Below are 20,737 nucleotides of genomic sequence, written 5' to 3'. Positions count from 1 at the left end.
GGGTGGGGGTGGGGGTCGGCGTCGGGGTGACCGAGGGGGTCGGGGTGACCGAGGGGGTCGGCGTCGGGGTGGCCGGGCCGCCGTCACAGGAGACGCCGTTCAGGGTGAAGACCGTGGGCAGCGTGTTGGACGCCGACCAGGTGCCCTGGAAGCCGAACTCGGTCGAGGCCCCCGTCGCCAGCGACCCGTTGTACGCGAGGCTGGCCGCCCGCACGGACGTGCCGCTCTGGGTCACCGTGGCGTTCCACCCGGAGGTGACCCGCTGGTCGCCCGGCCAGGTCCACCCGAGCTGCCAGCTCGTGACGGCCGGCCCGAGGTTGGTGACCTTGACCGACGCGGTGAAGCCGCCGCCCCACTGGTTGTTCCGCCACTCGACCCGGCACACGTCGGGGACGGCGGCCGAGGCGCCGATCGGGATCAGCAGGGCCAGCACCGTGACCATCAGGGCGAAGAGCGCCCCCCACAGCAGGGCGGGCCGCTCGCGCATCGCGGCGTGCACGGGGACCACGCGGGCCGGGGTGGCGCCGCCGAGCGCGCGGCGCCGCAGCGGCAGCCCCCGGGGGCGTCGGACGTGCGGCGAAGGAGGCGTGGGGCCGGCTGTGGGAGCGCTCATGGGAATGCTCGCTTTCTCTATGGGAGCGCTCCCACGCACCGATCCGGGACCGCTCTTCTCCGCTCGCCCGCCGATGGTTCTCCGCGGCCCGCTCGAATGTCAACAAGCCCGCGGCCACACCGGTCATTCACGCCGTAAAACCGCGGTTCACCGGCTGAATCTTTCACCTGGGCCCGCAGGGACGGCGGTCGCCTCCATGGGACGTCCCACGCCCGCCGTCAGGACCCGGCCGGGCCTGGCACAGGCGCCTCGACAGACAGCCCGTGGCGCTCCAGCTCCCCGTCGCAGACGTCGCAGCGCAGCACGGGCCGCAGCGGCGTGCCGCACGACTGGTGGGTGATGACCAGCGCCGACCCGTCCGGCGCGGGCAGCTCGCGCTGCGCCCAGTCGGTGAGCAGCGCCAGCACGTCGAAGAACGCCAGGCCCTTGTCGGTGAGCCGGTACACTCGGGTGACCCCGGCCTCCAGCACCCCGAGCTCGCAGAACCGCCGCAGCCGGTCGGTGAGCACCGACGGGGCGATGCCGAGCTCGGTCTGGAAGTCGACGAACCGCTTCACCCCGAGGAACGCCGCCGCCAGCACCGTCGTGCTCCAGCGGTCGCCGAGGATCTCCATCGAGGCGGGGCAGCTCCCGAGGCGCCCCGCGGGCAGCCGCACCGGTGTGGCGGTGCGGCGGTGGTGCCGCGGCACGCCGACCCGGGCGAACGACAACAACGGGCCCCGCTCGGTGCGGGTGTCCCGGGCGCTCATGCGGTCGCGGCACCCGCCACAGGTGAGGTACGGCCGGGTGCCGTGCCCGCAGCGGTCGTGGATCAGGGTCACCACGCCCTGCCGGCGGGCCCAGCCGTGCTCCCAGCTGTAGATGGCCACCAGGTAGCGCCACAGGCGCAGCCCGGCGTCGGTCAGCCGGTACTCGTACCGCGTGCGCCCGTCGCGGTAGGCCACCGGCGTGAAGATGCCGTGCGTGACCAGCTCCTTGAGCCGGGCGGCCAGCACGGACTCGGAGATCCCGAGCTCGTCGCGCCACCCCGCGAAGGTGCGGACCTGCAGCAGGAAGGCGCGTTGCAGGATGAGCAGCACCCACCGGTCTCCGAGGATGCCGAGTGCCTGCCCGATGGCGCTGATGGCGGGCCCGGACGGGTGCGCGGCGGGCGGCGCGGTGTCCTGCCGCGGCCTTCCCGACAGGACCGGAAACATCTTTGTCTCCACCGCGACCACTCTAGCCCCATTTCCCGCACATCGCCCTTGATGACCTGGACCGATCACTCACCGTGCCGGATGACGCATAACGTCTGTCCCGGGGTTTCGGGCTTTTACCGGAAACAGGTCTGGACGGCGCACCGGTTCCGAGCGCCGTCCCGGCCCGTTGACGGTCTGACTTCCTTTTCCGTAGCTTTCCAGGGACGACGGAACCACCGCCGTTCCGGCGGTCAGGCGCCTGGACGTCGGCTTCCCCGTGCCACGGCAGGAGCATCACGCATGAGGCTCAGCGTCGCCCTCGGTCAGTGGCGGGACCGCCCGCCTGAAGAGGCGGTGCGCACCGCGCAGATCGCCGACCAGCACGGATACCCAGAAGTGTGGGTCGGCGAGAGAGACACCTACGACGCCTTCGCGCTGGCCACCGCGATCGGCCTGCGCACCTCGCAGATCACCCTCACCGCCGGCCCCCTCGCGGTGGGCGTGCGCGACCCCGTGACGATCGCCATGGGCGCCGCCTCGGTGGCCGAGCTGACCGGACGGCGGGTGGGCGTCGCGCTCGGCGCGTCCTGGCCGCTGGTCGTCGAGGACTGGCACGGCCGGTCGCACGCCGGCGCGGTGACGGCGCTGCGCGAGTCGGCCGAGGCCCTGCGGCCCCTGCTGGCCGGGCAGGCGTCGGGGTACGCCGGCACCCGGGTCGCGAGCCGCGGGTTCCGGCTGCGGCTGCCCGCGCCACGCTCGGAGCTGACCGTCGCGGCGTTCGGGCCGGAGGCCGTGCGTGTGGCGGCGGAGGCCGACCGCATGGTGCTCAACCTGCTCACCCCAGGGCTGGCCGCGCGGATCATCACCGACCTGCGGCTGCTCAGCCGCACGACCCGGGCCGCCGCCTGGGTGACGGCCGCGGTGGACCCCGACGAGGCGGCGCTCGGGCAGCTCCGGCGGGCCGTGGCGCCGTTCCTCACCGCGCCGGGGTACCGGGAGATGTTCACCGAGGCGGGATTCGCGGACGTGGTGGCGTACGCCGCGGCCGGGCCGGCGCCGGACGCGCTGGCCGGGGCGATCCCCGAGGCGCTGCTCGCGTCGGTGGCGCTGCTCGGCGACTCCGTGGAGATCATGGACCGGCTGGACGCCTACGCCGAGGCCGGGGTGGACGAGGTGGCGCTCGTCCCGGTCAGCACCGACAGCGACCCGTGCGGGGAGGCCACCTTGAAGGCCCTGGCCGGCTGAGCCGCCCCGGAACTTCGCCGGGCACGCCACGCGTTGACGTGGCGACGCAGAATAGGCGTTGGGGGACCGCCCCCTCCCGGCGAAGAGAAAGGCCCGGCAATGTCGCCACTCGCCAAGTACTACGTGGGCGCGGGAGTCGTCTCCGTCCTCGCCCTGCTGATCCTGCCCTCCCTGGTCGCCTGGCTGATCGTGATCGGCGTGCTGGCGGGCCCGGTGGTGGCCTACTTCATGCTGGACGAGTCCCAGCGTGCCCGGCTGCGCCGCGTCCGGCGCCGCCAGATCGGGAAATAACCGACATCGACCGCGCCGGGCCGGCTTCACGACCGTCCCGGCGTCCGGTCGCGTTTCTCAAAGGTGGCCGGGCCTCAGGCAGCGGCGGGGGCGAGGCGCTCGCGCACCCGCTGGGTCACCTTGCGCTCGATGACGAACGACAGGAACGGCACGGTGCCCGCGAGCAGCACCCCGAGGGTGTACGGCCACGACCAGCGGGCCTTGAGGCCGAGGTTGAGCGCCGCAAGCAGGTACACGGCGTAGACGAACCCGTGCACCGGGCCCACCAGGGCGACCAGGGTGGCGTTGCCGAAGCCGTACTTCACCACCATCGCGGCCACCAGGGCCAGCAGCATGCAGCCGACGACATAAGCCAGCACCCGGAAGGGCTTGAGGGCGGACTCCACTGACGATCATCTACCTCGGTCGCGGGACGGTCACCACACGATATCCCGGCGGGGGCGTGGTCCCGCCGGGGGGCGCCGGTCAGGCCTGCGGGGTGGTGCCGAGCACGCGGTCCCCCGCGGCGGCGGCCTCGCCCTGGCTCTCCTGCCCTTGCGGGAGCGGGACGGCCGGCGAGGTCCCGTCCGGGCCGTCCTCCTCCGGTGCCGCGCCGGCGCGGCCGGCGCGCAGGGTGTCGCGGACGAAGTGGAACCACATGAAGACGGCGAAGGCCGCGAAGATCCACCACTGGGCGGCGTAGGCGAGGTTGCGCCAGGTGAAGCCGCCCGCCACGGTGGGCGGCGGCACCGCGACCAGCCGGGCCGGCGGGGCGCCGGGGACCTCGGCCGTGGCGACCACGAAGCCGTCCCTGACCCGGTCGCCGTGCCAGACGTTGACCAGCACGGCGGTGGAGACGGTCGCCACCTGGCCGGGCTGGGGGACGCCGCGGCGCCTGCTGAAGTCGGTGGGCTCGTTGGGCTGGAGCCGCCCGGTCACGGTCAGTTCGCCGGACGGCACGGCGGCCGCCGGGTCGGCCGCGGACGGCACCCAGCCGCGCACGACCGGGATGACGCTGCCGTCCGCCAGCCGCATCGGGGTCAGCAGCCAGAAGCCCGCGTCGGGGGAGGTGCCGCCGCCGACCTCCACGTCGGGCACCCGCTCGGCCACGAGGAGCTGGCCCGCGGCCTCGAAGGTGCCGGTCACCGTGACGCGCCGCCCGATGGAGGAGGCCTGCATGCCGGAGCCGGAGCCGGTGAGGGCGGTCAGCGCCACCGGTGCGGGGTCGGTGGCGGCGCGGGGCCGTCCCGAGTCCTCCCACACGCCGAGCTGCCACCGGCCGAGGAACATGAAGGCGACGAGCACGCCGATCGTCACCAGGTGGAGGCCCACGAGACGGGGCGAGAACAGCGTGCGGAGCATGCACCCACGGTATCCGCCGCACCCGGCGGTCCGGCCGCCGCGGTCGGCGCGGGCCCGGTGATCCAGGCCGGTGCCGGGGCTTGTCGATCACCAGTGCGAAGCCGTGAGGCCTAACTGGCATAAAGGGCCTCATCTGGCCTCTGAAGTGGCTAAAGTCATCCCATGTCCGAACCTCAGATTGATCCTGCCGGGAACACCCAGCAGTTCAAGGCCTTCGCACAGCGCCAGGAGCCCGAGGCCGCCGCGCCGCAGCGCTCCTTCCTGGTGCCCGCGCTCGTGGTCGCCGCCGCCGTCATCGTCGTCGCCGTGGTCGTCTTCCTGCTGCTGCGCTGACCCGCGTCCCGGGCCTTCCGCGGAGGGTCCGCCCGCCCATCGATCAGACAGTCGTCCCGCGCGCCGCCGGCACCGCCGTCGGCGCTTTCGCCGTGGGCTGGACCGGGACCGGGGCGCGGATTACATTGGACCGGGCCTCCAATACCTGGGTGGAGCGGAGTTCTGCGCGGAAGGAGACCCGATGACACCGGCGGCTCCCGGGATCACGATCATCGGATCCGGTTTCGCCGGTCTGTGCATGGCGATCATGCTGAAGAAGGCCGGGTACCACGACTTCGTCGTCCTGGAGAAGGCGGACGACCTCGGCGGCACCTGGCGGGACAACACCTACCCCGGCTGCGCCTGCGACGTCCCCTCCCCCCTGTACTCCTTCTCGTTCGAGCCGGGCCACCGCTGGTCCCGCCTGTTCGCCCCGCAGGCCGAGATCTGGGCCTACCTGCGAGAATGCGCCCGCAAGTACGACCTGTCGCCCCACCTGCGGTACGGCACCGAGGTGCTCGCCCTGGAGTACGACGACGCGTCCGCCCGCTGGCGGGTCACCACCTCCCGGGGCACGTTCACCACGCGCGCGGTCGTCTCGGCCGTCGGCGCGCTGCACGTGCCCGCCGAGCCCGGCATCCCGGGGCGGGAGACGTTCGCCGGGCCGTCGTTCCACTCGGCACGCTGGGACCACTCCGTCGAACTGGCCGGCAAGCGGGTCGCGGTGATCGGCACCGGCGCCTCGGCCACGCAGTTCGTGCCGGAGATCGCCCCGCGGGTGGAGCGCCTGTACGTCTACCAGCGCACGCCCGCCTGGATCATCCCGAGGCCGCACCTGCCGCTGCCCGGCGGCGTGCGGCGTTCCCCGGCGGCGCTGCGGGCCGCGATCTACTGGTACCTGGAGGGCCGCGCCGCCGGCTTCGCCCTCCACCCTCGCCTGACTCGGGCCTTCCAGGCCGTCGCGGAACGGCACCTCGCCGCCCAGGTGCCCGACCCGGCGCTGCGTGCCAAGCTGACGCCGCGTTACACCTTCGGCTGCAAGCGTTTCCTGCTGTCCGGCGACTACTACCCGGCGCTGCTGAGGGACAACGTCGAGCTGGTCACCGACCGCGTCACCCGCATCGGCGAGCGTTCCATCGCCGACGCCGCCGGCGGGGAGCGCGAGGTGGACGTGATCGTGTACGGCACCGGTTTCAAGGTCGCCGACGCGTTCCGCGCGTGGCGCGTCACGGGCAGGAACGGCCTGAAGCTCCAGGACGCCTGGCGGGACGGCCCCGAGGCCTACCTCGGCACGACGGTCAGCGGCTTCCCCAACCTGTTCCTCCTGCTCGGCCCGAACACCGGCCTCGGCCACAGCTCGCTCGTCTTCATGATCGAGGCGCAGGTGCGGTACGTGATGTCGTGCCTGCGCCTGCTGTCCACGGCCGGAGCCGCGGCGCTGGACGTCCGGCCGGAGGCGCAGCGGACGTACAACGAGCGGCTGCACCGGCGGCTGCGGCGCCGGGTGTGGTCGGCGGGCGGCTGCACGAGCTGGTACCTCGACGACGACGGCGTCAACCGCGCCACCTGGCCCGGCTTCACCTTCGAGTTCTGGGCCCGCACCAGGCGCGCCTCACCCCGGGCGTACGAGCTGCTGCGCTGAGCCGGGGCGGAACGCGCCTACCTGCGTGCCGGGGTCACCACCAGCGCGCTGCCCCCGCCGCGGCGGGACGGCTCGGCGACCGCCTGGAGACGGCCGTGCGGCAGGAACTCCAGGCCCGTGGCGGCGCCGATCTCGCCGGCCGGCGGGCCGGGCACCAGCGTGAACGTGTGGCCGAGTGCGGTCAGCTCCGCACCGTACCGGTCGATGAACGCCTGCTCGGCCTGCGTCGCGGCGGCGTTGCGCTGGCTGGCCCGCGGGGCCGCCACCGCCTCGGGCAGCGACATGCCGAACTCGTACCGGTTCACGAGGATCTGCAGCACCGTCGTGATGATGGTGGCGCCGCCCGGGGAACCGACGGCGAGCGCCGGCTTGCCGCCCTTCAGCACGATGGTGGGCGCCATGGAGGACCGGGGCCGCTTGCCGGGCGCCGGGAGGTTCGGGTCGCCGGGGGCGGGGCCGAAGGTGAAGTCGGTCAGCTCGTTGTTCAGCAGCACGCCCCGGCCCGGCACCACGATGCCGCTGCCGCCGGTCTGCTCGATGGTGATGTTGTACGCCGCGACGTTGCCCCAGCGGTCGGCGACGACCAGGTGGGTGGTCTCCGGCCCCTCCGGCTGGTCCGCGGTGACGCCGGCCGGCGGGGCGGCGCCGTCCACCTCGCACCCGGGGTAGTCGCCGTCGGGGACGCCGGGCGCGGCCGGGTTCGGCATCGCCATCGGGCCGATCAGGCAGGCGCGCTCCTTGGCGAAGCCGTCCGACAGCAGCTCCCGCAGCGGGACGTTCACGTATGCCGGGTCGCCGACGTACTTGTTGCGGTCGGCGAAGGCCAGGCGGGACGCCTCCAGGTACTCGTGCAGGCCCACCTCGGGCAGCGCCTCCAGGATGTTCAGCGCCTCCCCCACGGTGGAACCGCCCGAGGACGGCGGCGCCATGCCGTACACCTCCAGCGGGCCGTACCGGACCTTGCTCGGCGTGCGCTCCAGCGCGTCGTACGCCCGCAGGTCGGCGGTCGTCATCAGGCCGGGGCGCACCACCCGGGTGCTGCCGGGCCGCACCGGCGGGTTCTTGACGGTGGCCACGAGCTCGGCGCCGAGCCCGCCGCCGTACAGCCAGGAGGAGCCACGTCTGCCCAGCTCGCGGTAGGTGCGGGCCAGGTCGGGGTTGCGGAACACCGAGCCGACCGCGGGCGGGGCGCCACCGGGCAGGTACAGCGCGGCGGTGGAGGTGAAGTCGGCGAACCGGGCGGCGTTCTGCTGGGTCTGGTCGTAGAAGGTCTGGTCGACCACGAAGCCCCGGTCCGCGAGGTCGGCGGCGGGCTTGAGCGCCTGCTTGAGCGAGAGGGTGCCGTACTTCTTCAGCGCCGTCTCCCACTGGGCGACGCTGCCCGGCACACCCACCGAGAGGCCGCTGGTCACCGCGTCGGCGAACGGGATGGCTGCGCCGTTCTCCTGGAACGCGGTCTCGGTCATCGCCGCGGGCGCCTTCTCGCGGCCGTCGATGCTGATCACCCGGCCGCGTCTCGCGTCGTAGTAGACGATGAAGCCGCCGCCCGCCAGGCCCGCCGAGTACGGCTCGGTGACGCCGAGCGCCGCGGCGCCCGCCACGGCCGCGTCCATCGCGTTGCCGCCCTGCTTCAGGACGCCGAGCGCCGCCTTGCTGGCGTCCAGGTCGACCGTGGCGACGGCCCCGCCGTACCCCTCGGCGACCGGCACCTTGGCCTGCGGCGCGTGGCTGAGGACGTCCGGCCCCGGCTCGGCGTACCCCGGTGGGGCGACCAGCCCGACGGACGCGACGACCCCGGCGATGGGGAGGGCGAGACGGCGGACGGTCATGGGCGCACCTCATTCCTAGATCGCACGAGCATTGACTCACAGCTTCACAACAGAGGTCAATGGTGCTCGACGGACGGGGGCGGCGTACTCCCGCCGCCGTACCCGGGCCTGCCACCGGCGGGTGATGCCCCGCCCGCTGAGGTAGGCGTACCGTTTCAGAGTGCGTGCCCGCTGGTCTCCCCGCTCCGACTTCCTGATGCCGTTCGCGATCGGCATGGTGCAGTTGTGGGGCTCGATGGGGGCCGAGAACGGGCAGGTGCGGCCGGGTGCCCCGGACGGGCGGCTGCCGCTGGACGAGATCGCGGTGGTGCTGCTGCTGATCGGCCCGCTGGCCCTGATCATGCGCCGTTCCCGGCCGGTGCTCACGCTCTGGGTGACCGCCGCGGCCACCGCCCTGTACATCTGGGGCGGCTACCCGTACGGCCCGGCGTTCCTCAGCCCGATCGTGGCGGTGTTCAACGCCGTGCTCACCGGGCACCGGCGGGCCGCCTGGATCGCCATGGGCGCGATGTACGCGTTCTTCGCGGCGTACATCACCTTCGTGCTGCCCATGCCGCGTGACCTGTGGCACCACGCCAGCATCATCGCCTGCATGCTGGTCGTGCTCACCGCCGCCGAGGTCGTCGGGGCCCGGCGCGAGCGGCTGGCCGAGCGCCGGCGGGTCGAGGAGGAAGCGGCCAGGCGGCGGGCCAGCGACGAGCGGCTCACCATGGCGCAGGAGCTGCACGACGTGCTCGGGCACAACATCTCGCTGATCCACGTGCAGGCGGCCACCGCGCTGCACCTGATCGAGGAGCATCCCGAGCAGGCGCGCACCGCGCTCACCACGATCAAGCAGGCCAGCAAGGACGTGCTGACCGAAATGCGCTCGGTGCTCGGGGTGCTGCGCGACGACGCGCCCCGCTCCCCCACGGCCGGGGTGGACCAGCTCGGCGAGCTGGTCGAACGCATGCCCGCCGCCACCCTGCGCGTCGAGGGGCCGGCCCGGCCGCTGCCGCCGGGGGTGGACCGGGCGGCGTACCGCATCGTGCAGGAGTCCCTCACCAACGTCACCAAGCACGCCCCCGGGGCGCGGGCCACCGTGACGCTCGGGTACGGCCCCGGCGAGCTGCTCGTCCGCGTGGACGACACCGGCCGCACCGAGCCCGGCACGCTCGTCGGGGCGGGCGGCGGCAACGGCCTGCCCGGCATGCGCGCCCGCGCCACCGCCCTCGGCGGCACCCTCACCGCCGCCCCGCTGCCCGCCGGGTTCCGCGTGGAGGCCCGGCTCCCCATCCCCGCCGAGGACATCGAGTGATCAAGGTACTGCTGGCCGACGACCAGGCCCTCGTCCGCGCGGGCTTCCGCGCCCTGCTGGACGCCCAGGAGGGCATCACCGTGGTCGCCGAGGCCTCCGACGGCGCCGAGGCCGTCCGCCTGGCCAAGGTCCACGAGCCCGACGTGGCGCTGATGGACATCCGCATGCCCGGCGTGGACGGCCTCGCCGCGACCCGCGAGATGCCGTCCGGGGTCCGCGTCATCATCCTCACGACCTTCGAGCTGGACGAGTACGTCTTCGAGGCGCTGCGCGGCGGCGCCAGCGGCTTCCTGGTGAAGGACACCGAACCCGCCGAGCTCATCCAGGCCGTCCGCGTGGTCGCCGCCGGCGAGGCCCTGCTGTCCCCCAGCGTCACCCGGCGCCTCATCGCCGAGTACGCCACCCGCGCCAAGGAACCCCGCGGCACCGCCGCCCTGGAGCAGCTCACCGACCGGGAACGCGAGGTGCTCGCCCTGGTGGGCACCGGGCTGACCAACGACGAGATCGCCACCCGCCTGTTCATGGCACCCGCGACCGCCAAGACCCACGTCAGCCGCGCCATGATCAAGCTCGCCGCCCGCGACCGGGCACAACTCGTCGTCATCGCCTACGAGTCCGGGCTGGTCAGGCCCGGCTGGCTCTGACCGTACGGCCGCGGGAGTACTCCGGGCGCCCCGGAGGACCGCGCCGAGCGTAGTGCGGAACGGGTCGCCGGGACGATGGCAGGACGCGCTCCCCGGAGGACCGTAGATGGTGTCCGGCCGGTACGCGGCCGGGCTCATCGAGACAGGAGACGACGATGCCTTATCCGCACTGGGGCGCGGGAGCTGGGGCCTTCTGGCCGCTCATCCCGCTGTTCTGGGCACTGTTCTGGGGGACGCTCGTGGTGCTCGTGCTGCGGGTACGCAAGCACGGCAAGGGCCCGTTCGCGTGGGCCAGGCAGAGCGGGTCGCCCACGGCGGCGGCCGAGGCGATCCTCGCCGAGCGGTACGCGCGGGGCGAGATGAGCGACGACGAGTACTTCCAGCGGATCTCGGTGCTGAAGGGCGGCACCACGTGATTCCGCTCTACCCGGACCTCCAGGGCAAAGTGGCCCTGGTGACCGGCGGTTCGCGGGGCATCGGCGCGGTGGTCGCCGGTGCCCTCGCGGCGACCGGCATGACGGTCGCCGTCAACGGCCGCGACACGAAGGCACTGGACGCGACCGTCAAGAAGATCGGCGAAGACGGCGGGGAAGCGGTCGCGCTCCCCGGGGACGTCACCGACCCGGAAGCCCTCAGCGAGATGCGCCGAGCCTGCGAGACCGGCCTCGGCCCCGTGGACGTCCTCGTGGCCTTCGCCGGCGGCGGCACCGTCCGCCCGGCCCCCATCGAGGACGTGACACCAGAGGAGTGGCACTCCTGCGTGGACGCCAACCTGACCGCCACGTTCCTCACCCTGAGAACCTTCCTCCCCAGCATGAAGTCCCGGCGCCGAGGAACCATCGTCACCATGGCCTCCTCAGCCGCCCGCACCCCCTCCCCCGCCCCCGCCCCCTACGCCGCCGCCAAAGCCGGCGTCATCATGCTCACCCGCCACGCCGCCGCCGAAGCCGCCCCCCACGGCGTCCGGATCAACTGCGTCTCCCCCGCCACCATCCTCACCGACCGCACCGCCCAGCACATCACCGGCGACCTACGCGACCGCCTCACCGCCCACTACCCCCTGGCCCGCCTGGGCACCCCCGAGGACGTGGCCACCGCGACCCTCTATCTCGCCTCCGACGCCTCCTCCTGGCTGACCGGCATCACCCTGGACATCACCGGCGGCACCGTCATGACCTGACCCCAGGCGATCCCGGAACTGTCACCCCCTGTCGCTACCCTGAACCGGTTACTTTACGTAAGACGCCAACCACACAGGGACACCCATGCGACGCCCCCCCCACCCCCCCACCGTCAAGACCACCCCCGATGACGGCCGCCACACTGTTCGCCGGAGGACTCGCCGCCGGTCTGGTCGCCGGCACCGCGTCCTGTACGGCGGTGCAGGGGGGCCTGCTCATCGGTCTGGCCCGGAGGGACTCACCAGGCGGCGCGACCGGAAGCGCCACACCTCGGGACGGCACCCGCGCCGTGGCGGTGTTCCTTTTCGCACGACTGGTCAGCCACGTGGCCGCAGGCGCCCTGCTCGGCGGCCTCAGCGGGGCGATCCACATGCCACCCGAAGTACGCGCCGGGCTACTCGTCGCAGCCGGACTCGCCGTGACCACCTACGCCCTACGCCTGCTCCACCACCGCGGCCCCCAACACTCCTGCCTCCCACACCACACCCCACCCACCACCGCCCCAATGGGCACCGTCTCACCCTCCCCACACGACGCCGCCCCAGCCGGCACCGTCCCAGCCGGCACCGCCCCAGCCGGCACCGCCCCAGCCGGCACCGCCCCAGCCGGCACCGCCCCAGCCGGCACCGCCCCAGCCGGCACCGCCCCAGCCGGCACCGCCCCAGCCGGTGCCGTATCACCCTCCACTGCGCCGCCCCATGCCGTCCCGCCCAGCATTGGGCCGACCACGACCACGCCGGTCCAGGACGCGACGCCGGGGCGGGACGCCTCACCGAGACGGGACGTACGACTGGGGCGGGACGCCACCCTTGGGGCGGTGACCGTGCTGGTGCCTTGCGGCGTGACGGTGAGCGTCGAACTGGTCGCGGTATCGAGCGGGTCGGCGGCCGGGGGGATGGCGGTCATGGCGGGGTTCGTCGTGGGCACGACACCCGCGTTCGCCCTGCTCGGCCTTCTGGTACGGCACGCCGCCACGACGCGTCTTGTCATGGTCGCCGCGGTGGCCGCCGTGGCGGCGGGCCTGGTGACGGCTGGCGCCGGTCTGCGCCTCGGCGGGTGGCTTCCCTGGGAGTGGGACGGGCCCACCGATGCCGGGATCGGGACGGAGGCAGCGACCGGGCCGGGGACTGCCGGCGGGCCAGGCACTGCCGGCGGGCCAGAGACGGTGGGTGGGCGGTCGTCAGGTGAAGGGGGGATCGCGGGGTCAGGGTCTGCAGGTGGATCAGGGGTGGCGGGTGGGGTGGGGGCTGGAACGGGGGGTGGGGAGGTGCAGGTGGTGACTGTCTGGGTGACGGAGCGAGGGTATCGGCCGGTTGTTGTGGTGGCGGGGGCCGGGCGGGCGGTGGATGTGGTGTTCCGGGTCGGCGGGGATCCGGGGTGTGGGAGGACGGTGACCATCCTTGGACGGGATGTGGCGCTTCCGGTGGGTGGGGAGCGGGTGGTGCGGTTGCCTCCGCAGCCTCCGGGGCGGGTGCGTTATGTCTGCGGAATGGGGATGCATGTCGGATATGTCAACATAACCAATCTGGACAATTCTCTGCCGACCTCCAATGCCGCGCCGCGGAAACCCTCGTCGTAGCCGGGTCAAACGCCTTCCGCCGGACGGCAACAAGCCGTTGATTTTGTTCCATCTTCTTGGATCGCGTGCGACTCTAACCCCCATGACGTGGTGGCAGGGTGAACCGGACGCGGCCGTCGCCCGGCCGGCCGTCCCGATGCCCCGTGCGCCCGCACCGTCGGAGCCGTCGAGGGCATCAGAGCCGGCCGGGCCGTCGAGGTCGCCGGAACCGATCGAGCCGTACGAGCTCAGGCCGTCCGAGTCGTACGGGCCTTCCGAGGGATTCATGCCGCCAGTGCCGTCACGGGCGTCGGGGCCGCCCGGACCATACGACCTGTCCGACCTGTCCGAGCCACGCGACCCGTCCGGGCGGTCGAGGATGCCGGGAGCCGAGCCGCACGTCCTGTCCGAGCCGCCCGACTTGTACGGGCTGGCCCCGCCAGCCACGCCGACCGGGCTGTCCGAACCATGGGGGCCATCCGGACCGTCGCGAGCACCGGCCCCAGCCGAGCCCTGCGGACTGCCCGAGCCGTCCGGACCGTCCGAGTTGTACGGGCCATCCGGGCTGTCCGAGTTGTACGGGCCAGCGGGGCTGTCCGAACCACGCGGGCCATCCGGGCCGACGACAACGCCGGCACCAGTCGAGTCCTACGGGCTGTCCGGGCCGCACGAACCGTTCGGGCCATCCGGGGCGTCCGTGCCAGCCGGGCAGTCTGGACCATCCGCGCTCATCGGGACGTCCAGGGCATCCGGGCCGGCGAGAGCGTCAGCACCAGCCGAGCCATACGGGCTTTCCGGGCCATACGCACAATCCCTGCCGTCCGAGCCAGCAGGGCCGTACGAACCATCCCAGCCGTCTGGGGCGGCGAGGGTGTCGGCACCGGTCGAGTCGTACGGGATTTCCGAGCCGTGTGGGGTGGACCGGCCGTTCGGGGTCGGTGGGGCGGATGGCGAGGAAGGGGAGTTGATCGGGGCGGCTCGGGCGGGGGATGTGGGGGCGGCGCATCGGTTGGGGCGGTTTTATGCGTGGCGGGGGGATCGGGCGGCGGCGCGGCATTGGTGGGAGAGGGCGGCGGGGGGTGGGAATGTCGACAGTGCTTACAACCTGGGGGTTTGGCATGAGAAGCATGGGAGTGTGGATGAGGCGATCAGTTGGTACGAGGTGGCGGCGGGGGCGGGGGACGCTGAGGCGGCGGTGAATCTGGCGACGTTGTTGCTGGAGCAGCGGGGGGATGTGCGGGGGGCACGGGGGTGGTTCGAGAGTGCCGCGGTGGCGGGGTCGCGGGTGGCGGCGCGGCGGTTGGCGTTGTTGTGTGAGGACGTGGGGGACGACTGTGCGGCGCGCGACTGGCATCATCGGGCGGCCGTGGCGGGTGATCTCGCGTCGGCGCACGACCTGGCGTTCCTCGGGTACGCGGTGGGGGACGAGGCGCAGGCGCGTGGGTGGTGGGAGTACGCGGCCCAGGGCGGGCACGCGGACGCGGCGTACCACCTCGGGCGGCTGCTGCACGCGGGGCGGGACCCTGAGGGCGCCGAGACGTTGTACCGGCTGGCGGCGGAGTCCGACCACCCGGGTGCGGCGTCCCAGCTCGGCAGGCTGGCCCTGGCGCGGCGGGACCTGCGTGCCGCGCGGGCGTGGTTCGAGCGGGCGGCTCACTTCGGGCGGGTCGAGGACCAGCGGATGGCGGGGTTCGTGTGCGTCGAGCTGGAGGACCCCGGCGCCGCGGGCCACTGGTTCGGCCGCGCCGCCGCGGGAGGCGACCCGGAGGCCGCTTACAACTTCGGCCTGCTGCTCATCGCGGAGCACAACGACCTGCGCGGGGGCCGTCACTGGCTCCGTCAGGCCGCCGCGCACGGCCACCCCGGCGCCGTCCAGGAGTTGTCCGTGCTGGAGCCGGACACCAGCTTCGCCGGCCGGCGCGTCCTGGTCTTCGACCGGCCCGTGGAGCCCGAGCTGGCCGCCCGCGCCGAGCTGGCGGTGGCCGCGGCGGGACGCCGGGGCGCCACCCCGCTGCGGGTCCAGGACCTCACCGAGATCCTCGGCACCTGGGACCTGGTGACCCGCCGCCGCGACCACCCGTCCGACCTGATCACCTGGCTGACCGACCAGAGCGGCCTGCCCGCCTCGGCCATCGAGCACCTGGCCTCGGTCCGCCTGACCCTGGTCCGCCCCGGCACGGCTCCCTGGCCCACGCCCACGGAGGTGGACCACGTCCTCGCCACCTGCCGTGACCTCCGCAAACGCCTCGGAACCACATGAACCCCACCGAACGACGCGTGCGCGGGGAACCTGACCGGTGGCCGGACGGCACTAATATCCCGCGCATGCGCCCCGAACGCCGCCCGTCACCGGTCCCGGCATGACCCAGCCGCCACCGGGCCCGGCCACACCCCCCTTCGGCAACGCGTCAGAGGGGCGGTTCGTCATCTCACGCCGGTACGCCGCCGGCGCCGGGGGCGTGCGGGGACTGCTGATCACTGTCCTCGGCGACTACGTACGCCCCGCCGGCCGCGCCGCGCCCACCTCGGCGTTCATCGACGTGCTCGGACGCCTCGGCGCCGAGGAGGACGCCTCGCGTCAGGCTCTCACCCGTGCCGCGGCGGACGGCTGGATCGTCCCGGAACGGGAGGGCCGGTACACCTGGTGGCGGCTCACCCCGGCCTTCCAGCACTTCCTCGACATCGGCGCCCAGCGGATCTTCGGCTTCACGGCCACCCAGCCGGGCTGGGACGGCCGGTGGGTGGTGGTGCTGGCCCGGGTCGCCGAGACCAACCGCGCGGGGCGCCACCTGCTGCGCACGCGCCTGCGATGGTCGGGTTTCGGCAACCCCGCCCCCGGTGTCTGGGTCAGCACGCACACCGCCAGGGCCGCCGCGATCACCCCCATCCTGGAGGAGGCCGGGGTGTGCGAGGAGTCCCAGATCTTCCTCGCCGAGCACCTCGGCGGCGGCGAGCCGTCGGCGCTGGTGCGCCAGGCGTGGGATCTCGGCGAGATCGAGGGTCAGTACGACGCCTTCCTCACGGCGTTCACGGACCCGTCCTCCGACGATCCGCTGGTCCGGTTCACCAGCCTCGTGCACGCCTGGCGCGTGCTCCCGCTGACCGACCCCGGACTGCCCGAGGAGCTGCTGCCCCCGGACTGGATTGGCGCACGCGCCGCCGCGCTGTTCCGGCGGCGGCGCGCCGAGTGGGAGCCGCCCGCGCTCCAGGAGTGGGAACGGATCAGCAGGGAGGCGCGGTGACCGGGCCGGGCCCCGTCACACCGGGGTGAGCAGCCGGCTCGGCGCCCAGGTGCACGGCGGCCGTAGCCCGTCACACCTCGGCGAGCACCTCGGTGATCGGGGTGTGCGGCAGGTTGTGGGCCGTCGCGACCTGCGCGTTGGTGAGGGCGCCCGCGTGGGTGCTGAGGCCCCCCGCGAGGGACGCGTCGCGGCGCAGGGCGTGGAGCCAGCCCTGGTCGGCCAGCTTGACCGCGTACGGCAGGGTGGCGTTGGTCAGCGCGTACGTGGAGGTGTTGGCCACCGAGCCGGGCATGTTGGCGACGCAGTAGAAGACGCTGTCGTGCACCCGGTAGGTCGGATCGGCGTGGGTGGTGGGCCGGGAGTCCTCGAAGCAGCCGCCCTGGTCGATGGCGATGTCGACCAGCACCGAGCCGGGCTTCATGCGGGACACCAGCTCGTTGGAGACCAGCGTGGGGGCCTTGGCACCGGGGATGAGGACGGCGCCGATGACCAGGTCGGCCTCCAGCACGGCCTGCTCGATGGCGTAGGAGGTGGAGACGATGGTGCGCAGGCGGCCCTGGTAGATGGCGTCGATCTCGCGCAGCCGGTCGATGTTGACGTCCAGGATGGTGACGTCGGCGCCCATGCCGACCGCGACCTGCGCCGCGTTCAGGCCGGAGACGCCGCCGCCGATGACCACGAACTTCGCGGGCGCCACCCCGGGCACCCCGCCGGGCAGCACGCCGCGCCCGCCGTTGAACCGCATGAGGTTGTACGCGCCCACCTGCGGCGCGAGCCGTCCCGCGACCTCCGACATCGGCGCGAGCAGCGGCAGGCTCCGCCCCACCTGCACGGTCTCGTACGCGATGGACGTCACCCCGCGCGACAGCAGCGCGTCGGTGCACTCGCGGGACGCGGCGAGGTGCAGGTAGGTGAACAGCACCTGCCCGTCGCGCATGCGGTGGTACTCCTCGGCGATGGGCTCCTTGACCTTGAGCACCAGCTCGGCCTGGCCCCACACCTCGTCCGCGGTGTCGAGGATCTTCGCGCCGGCGAACAGGTAGTCCTCGTCGCCGATGTGCGAGCCGAGGCCCGCGCCGCGCTGGACGTACACGTCGTGGCCGTGGCGGACGAGCTCGTGCACGCCCGCCGGCGTCGCGGCGACTCGGTACTCGTGGTTCTTGACCTCGGCAGGCACGCCGATCTTCATCGCGGGATCCTTTCAGGAGTGCTCACGGGTGACGCCCGGCGCCCGTCCGCCGGACGTTGAACCGCCCTACAGCCGCTTCCAGGCTTCGGTGAGGACGGAGCGGAGGATCGACTCGATCTCGTCGAACTCCTCCGGGCCGCAGGTCAGCGGCGGGGCGAGCTGCACGACCGGGTCGCCGCGGTCGTCCGCGCGGCAGTAGAGCCCGGCGTCGTACAGCGCCTTGGACAGGAACCCGCGCAGCAGCCGCTCGGACTCCTCGTCGTCGAAGGTCTCCTTGGTGTCGCGGTCCTTGACCAGCTCGATGCCGTAGAAGTACCCGGCGCCGCGCACGTCGCCCACGATGGGCAGGTCGCGCAGCTTCTCCAGCGTGGCGCGGAACACCGGCTCGTTGCGCCGGACGTGGCCGAGGATGTCCTCGCGCTCGAACAGGTCGAGGTTGGCCAGGGCCACCGCCGCCGACACCGGGTGGCCGCCGAAGGTGTAGCCGTGGCCGAACATGTTCGTGCCCGACGCGAAGGGCTCGAACAGCCGCTCTGAGGCGATCATGGCACCGATGGGCGAGTAGCCGCTGGTCAGGCCCTTGGCGCAGGTGATGATGTCGGGCACGTAGTCGAACTTCTGCCCGCCGAACATCGTGCCGAGCCGCCCGAACGCGCAGATCACCTCGTCGGACACCAGCAGCACGTCGTGCTTGTCGCAGATCTCCCGCAGCCGCTGGAAGTACCCGGGCGGCGGCGGGAAGCACCCGCCGGCGTTCTGCACCGGCTCGACGAAGACGGCGGCCACGGTGTCGGGGCCCTCCATCTCGATGGCCTTGCCGATCTGGTCGGCGGCCCAGCGCCCGAACTGCTCGGGGCTCATGCCCGGCACGCCGGTGATCTCGTCGGCGCGGTAGTAGTTGGTGTTGGGCACCCGGATGGACCCGGGCACCAGCGGCTCGAACGGCGCCTTGAACACCGGGATGCCGGTGATCGACAACGCGCCCTGCGGGGTGCCGTGGTAGGCGATGGACCGGCTGACCACCTTGTACTTGCCCGGCTTGCCGGTCAGCTTGAAGTACTGCTTGGCGAGCTTCCACGCCGTCTCGACGGCCTCGCCGCCGCCGGTCGTGAAGAACACGCGGTTGAGGTCCCCGGGCGCGAGCTCCGCCAGCCGCCCGGCCAGCTCGGCCGCCTTGGGGTGGGCGTACGACCACAGCGGGAAGAACGCGAGCTCCTGCGCCTGCTTGGCGGCGGCCTCGGCGAGCTCGGAACGCCCGTGACCGAGCTGGACGACGAACAGACCGGACAGACCATCCAGGTAGCGTTTGCCGTGGATGTCGTAGATGTAGGCACCGTCACCACGCGTGATGGTGGGCACTTCTCCCGCGTCATAGGAGCTGTGCCGGGTGAAGTGCATCCACAGGTGGTCCTGGGCGGCTTTAAGGACGGCGGCCGTGTCGGTCTCGGGTCGCGTCATGGCTCTCTTCCTCAGTGATCTCGGCTTACCTCAGTGTGCATGGTGCAGACGCATGATTACAACCGGTTGCGTGGTGACACTATGCAAGAACTTCGGAATCCGCGAGATCGCTATGTAACAACGACGAAATCCGTTTGCGAGTGTCGCAGCCTGAGCGCCGCTTCCCGCGCACTGCAAACCCCTACAGGACCAAGGTTCCGGCAATCCGGGGACAGGCCGGGGCAAACACCCGGAGATCGTGTAGGCGGGCCCGGACGACTTCGCACCTGTGGTGCAATGTGTCGAATCACACCCGAGCGAGAACGCGGGAGACACCGAACGTGAGCCCTGAGGAGATCGAGTACGCCGTCAGCGCCGGCATGCCGCGGGCCGTGGAGGATCTGACACGGCTGGTGGGCATTCCGTCGGTGGCCTTCCCGGGATGGCCTGAGGAGCCGGTGCACGCCGCGGCGGCGCTGACCGAGGAGCTGCTGCGCTCCACCGGGCTGCCTGACGTGCGGCGCATCCCGGTCGAGGGCAGCTTTCCCGCGGTGTACGGCGCGGCGCCCGCGCCGCCGGGTGCGCCTACCGTGCTGCTGTACGCGCACTACGACGTGCAGCCGCCCGGCGACGAGGCCCTGTGGCGCACCCCGGCGTTCACGCCCACTCTCATCGACGGCCGCTTGTACGGGCGGGGGGCCGCGGACGACAAGTCGGGGCTGATCTCGCACGTGCTGGCGCTGCGGGCGTTCCAGGGGCGGTTCCCGGTGGGCGTCAAGGTCATCATCGAGGGCCAGGAGGAGTACGCGGGGGAACGGCTGGAGCGGTTCGTCGAGCACAACCCCGAGCTGGTCAGGGCGGACGCGATCATCGTCGCCGACACCGGCAACCCGGCTGTGGGCGATCCGGCGGTCACCACGTCGCTGCGGGGGCTCGCGGCGTTCACCGTCGAGGTGCGCACGCTGAAGGAGGCGCTGCACAGCGGCTCGTTCGGTGGTGCCGCGCCGGATGCCCTGGCGGCGCTGATCCGGATGCTGGCGTCGCTGCACGACGACAACGGCGACATCCGGGTGCCTGGGCTGCCGAAGGGGGTGTTCCTCGGTTCCGGGCCGTCGGAGGAGGAGTTCCGGGCCACGGCGGGAGTGCTCGACGGGGTGTCGCTGGCCGGCTCCGGCTCGCTCGCCGACCGGCTGTGGGCGTCGTACGCCATCACCGTGACCGGGCTGGACGTGCCGACGGTGCGGGGGGCGGTGAACGCGGTGCAGGCCGTGGCGCGGGCACGGGTCACCGTGCGGGTGCCGCCGGGGGGCGATCCGGCGACCGCGGCCGCCGACGTGGTGGAGCACCTGCGGCGTGCGGCGCCGTGGGGGGTGGACGTCCAGGTCACGGACCAGGTGCTCGGGTCGGGGTACCTCGCCGACACCGGGGGGCGGGCCCGGGCGGCGCTCAACCGGGCGATGAAGCGGGCCTTCGGGCGGTCGCCGCGCGACATCGGCGCGGGCGGGTCGATCCCGCTGGTGGCGACGTTCGCGAAGTTGTTCCCGGCCGCCGAGATCCTGCTGTTCGGCGCCGAGGACGAGGAGGCGTCGATCCACGCGCCGAACGAGCGGGTGGACCTGGAGGAGCTGCGCCGCACGGCCACGGCCGAGGCGCTGTTCCTCACCGACTACGCCGAGTTCTGAGGCCGGACACGTCGAGGGGCGCCGCCCGGGATCCGCCGATCCGGGCGACGCCCTCG

The 20,737-nt window shown here is 73.0% G+C and carries 19 protein-coding genes; 12 read left to right on the top strand and 7 right to left on the bottom strand.

What is annotated here, in order from left to right; translation table 11 throughout:
* A partial coding sequence (locus ABGB17_RS32565) for a cellulose-binding domain-containing protein (protein ID WP_347637010.1) occupies positions 1 to 613 on the bottom strand: 613 nt, incomplete at its 3' end.
* Positions 614 to 831: 218 nt separating this feature from the next.
* Positions 832 to 1,809, bottom strand: coding sequence for a helix-turn-helix domain-containing protein (locus ABGB17_RS32560; protein WP_347637008.1), 978 nt, complete (start codon positions 1,807 to 1,809; stop codon positions 832 to 834).
* Between the two features lie 282 nt (positions 1,810 to 2,091).
* Here ABGB17_RS32560 and ABGB17_RS32555 point away from each other — a divergent pair, with 282 nt between their 5' ends.
* Both ABGB17_RS32555 and ABGB17_RS32550 read left to right on the top strand, forming a co-directional pair.
* Positions 2,092 to 3,036 carry an LLM class F420-dependent oxidoreductase gene (locus ABGB17_RS32555; RefSeq protein WP_347637006.1) on the top strand — a complete coding sequence of 315 codons (945 nt, stop codon included), beginning with the start codon at positions 2,092 to 2,094 and terminating at the stop codon, positions 3,034 to 3,036.
* Between the two features lie 99 nt (positions 3,037 to 3,135).
* The gene (locus tag ABGB17_RS32550) at positions 3,136 to 3,327 is read left to right on the top strand and encodes a hypothetical protein (RefSeq protein WP_347637004.1); all 192 of its coding nucleotides are present in this window, start codon (positions 3,136 to 3,138) and stop codon (positions 3,325 to 3,327) included.
* Between the two features lie 74 nt (positions 3,328 to 3,401).
* On the opposite strand, the gene ABGB17_RS32545 is transcribed toward ABGB17_RS32550, so the two are convergent.
* Both ABGB17_RS32545 and ABGB17_RS32540 read right to left on the bottom strand, forming a co-directional pair.
* On the bottom strand, positions 3,402 to 3,713 hold the full coding sequence (locus ABGB17_RS32545; RefSeq protein WP_347637002.1) for a DUF3817 domain-containing protein: 312 nt from the start codon (positions 3,711 to 3,713) through the stop codon (positions 3,402 to 3,404).
* Positions 3,714 to 3,792: 79 nt separating this feature from the next.
* Entirely contained in the window at positions 3,793 to 4,668 is an 876-nt protein-coding gene (locus tag ABGB17_RS32540; RefSeq protein WP_347637000.1) for an SURF1 family protein, read from the bottom strand.
* Positions 4,669 to 4,830: 162 nt separating this feature from the next.
* On the opposite strand from ABGB17_RS32540, the gene ABGB17_RS32535 reads away from it, so the two are divergent.
* Both ABGB17_RS32535 and ABGB17_RS32530 read left to right on the top strand, forming a co-directional pair.
* Positions 4,831 to 5,001, top strand: a complete 171-nt coding sequence (locus ABGB17_RS32535) for a hypothetical protein (RefSeq protein WP_347636998.1) — start codon at positions 4,831 to 4,833, stop codon at positions 4,999 to 5,001.
* A 181-nt stretch (positions 5,002 to 5,182) separates the two neighbouring features.
* Positions 5,183 to 6,622 carry an NAD(P)/FAD-dependent oxidoreductase gene (locus ABGB17_RS32530; protein ID WP_347636996.1) on the top strand — a complete coding sequence of 480 codons (1,440 nt, stop codon included), beginning with the start codon at positions 5,183 to 5,185 and terminating at the stop codon, positions 6,620 to 6,622.
* Positions 6,623 to 6,639: 17 nt separating this feature from the next.
* Here ABGB17_RS32530 and ggt read toward each other — a convergent pair whose 3' ends face one another.
* Complete coding sequence (ggt, locus tag ABGB17_RS32525) at positions 6,640 to 8,451, bottom strand: gamma-glutamyltransferase (RefSeq protein WP_347636994.1); 1,812 nt, start codon at positions 8,449 to 8,451, stop codon at positions 6,640 to 6,642.
* Between the two features lie 160 nt (positions 8,452 to 8,611).
* On the opposite strand from ggt, the gene ABGB17_RS32520 reads away from it, so the two are divergent.
* The 7 genes from ABGB17_RS32520 to ABGB17_RS32490 all read left to right on the top strand — a co-directional run bounded on the left by ABGB17_RS32520 (position 8,612) and on the right by ABGB17_RS32490 (position 16,373).
* On the top strand, positions 8,612 to 9,748 hold the full coding sequence (locus ABGB17_RS32520) for a histidine kinase (protein ID WP_347636992.1): 1,137 nt from the start codon (positions 8,612 to 8,614) through the stop codon (positions 9,746 to 9,748).
* Positions 9,745 to 10,392, top strand: a complete 648-nt coding sequence (locus ABGB17_RS32515) for a response regulator transcription factor (protein ID WP_347636990.1) — start codon at positions 9,745 to 9,747, stop codon at positions 10,390 to 10,392. Before ABGB17_RS32520 ends, ABGB17_RS32515 begins: the two co-directional genes overlap by 4 nt.
* Positions 10,393 to 10,547: 155 nt before the next feature.
* Entirely contained in the window at positions 10,548 to 10,808 is a 261-nt protein-coding gene (locus ABGB17_RS32510; RefSeq protein ID WP_347636988.1) for a hypothetical protein, read from the top strand.
* Positions 10,805 to 11,572 carry an SDR family NAD(P)-dependent oxidoreductase gene (locus tag ABGB17_RS32505; protein WP_347636986.1) on the top strand — a complete coding sequence of 256 codons (768 nt, stop codon included), beginning with the start codon at positions 10,805 to 10,807 and terminating at the stop codon, positions 11,570 to 11,572. Before ABGB17_RS32510 ends, ABGB17_RS32505 begins: the two co-directional genes overlap by 4 nt.
* A 128-nt stretch (positions 11,573 to 11,700) precedes the next feature.
* Positions 11,701 to 13,152, top strand: coding sequence for a sulfite exporter TauE/SafE family protein (locus ABGB17_RS32500; protein WP_347636984.1), 1,452 nt, complete (start codon positions 11,701 to 11,703; stop codon positions 13,150 to 13,152).
* A 1,114-nt stretch (positions 13,153 to 14,266) separates the two neighbouring features.
* Positions 14,267 to 15,391, top strand: a complete 1,125-nt coding sequence (locus ABGB17_RS32495) for a tetratricopeptide repeat protein (protein WP_347636982.1) — start codon at positions 14,267 to 14,269, stop codon at positions 15,389 to 15,391.
* Positions 15,392 to 15,491: 100 nt separating this feature from the next.
* Positions 15,492 to 16,373 carry a PaaX family transcriptional regulator C-terminal domain-containing protein gene (locus tag ABGB17_RS32490; RefSeq protein ID WP_347636980.1) on the top strand — a complete coding sequence of 294 codons (882 nt, stop codon included), beginning with the start codon at positions 15,492 to 15,494 and terminating at the stop codon, positions 16,371 to 16,373.
* Between the two features lie 70 nt (positions 16,374 to 16,443).
* Here the strand turns inward: ABGB17_RS32490 and ald are convergent, their stop codons facing one another.
* Positions 16,444 to 17,562, bottom strand: coding sequence for an alanine dehydrogenase (gene ald / locus ABGB17_RS32485; protein WP_347636978.1), 1,119 nt, complete (start codon positions 17,560 to 17,562; stop codon positions 16,444 to 16,446).
* Between the two features lie 66 nt (positions 17,563 to 17,628).
* The gene (locus ABGB17_RS32480) at positions 17,629 to 19,020 is read right to left on the bottom strand and encodes an aspartate aminotransferase family protein (RefSeq protein WP_347636976.1); all 1,392 of its coding nucleotides are present in this window, start codon (positions 19,018 to 19,020) and stop codon (positions 17,629 to 17,631) included.
* A 320-nt stretch (positions 19,021 to 19,340) separates the two neighbouring features.
* Here ABGB17_RS32480 and ABGB17_RS32475 point away from each other — a divergent pair, with 320 nt between their 5' ends.
* A complete protein-coding gene (locus tag ABGB17_RS32475) occupies positions 19,341 to 20,681 on the top strand; it encodes a M20/M25/M40 family metallo-hydrolase (RefSeq protein WP_347636974.1) in 1,341 nt (446 codons plus the stop codon).
* The last annotated feature ends 56 nt before the right edge of the window (positions 20,682 to 20,737 follow it).

It is taken from the genome of Sphaerisporangium sp. B11E5, from assembly GCF_039871875.1.
Classification (GTDB): domain Bacteria; phylum Actinomycetota; class Actinomycetes; order Streptosporangiales; family Streptosporangiaceae; genus Sphaerisporangium.
This window is presented reverse-complemented; position numbering and strand designations above follow the sequence as displayed.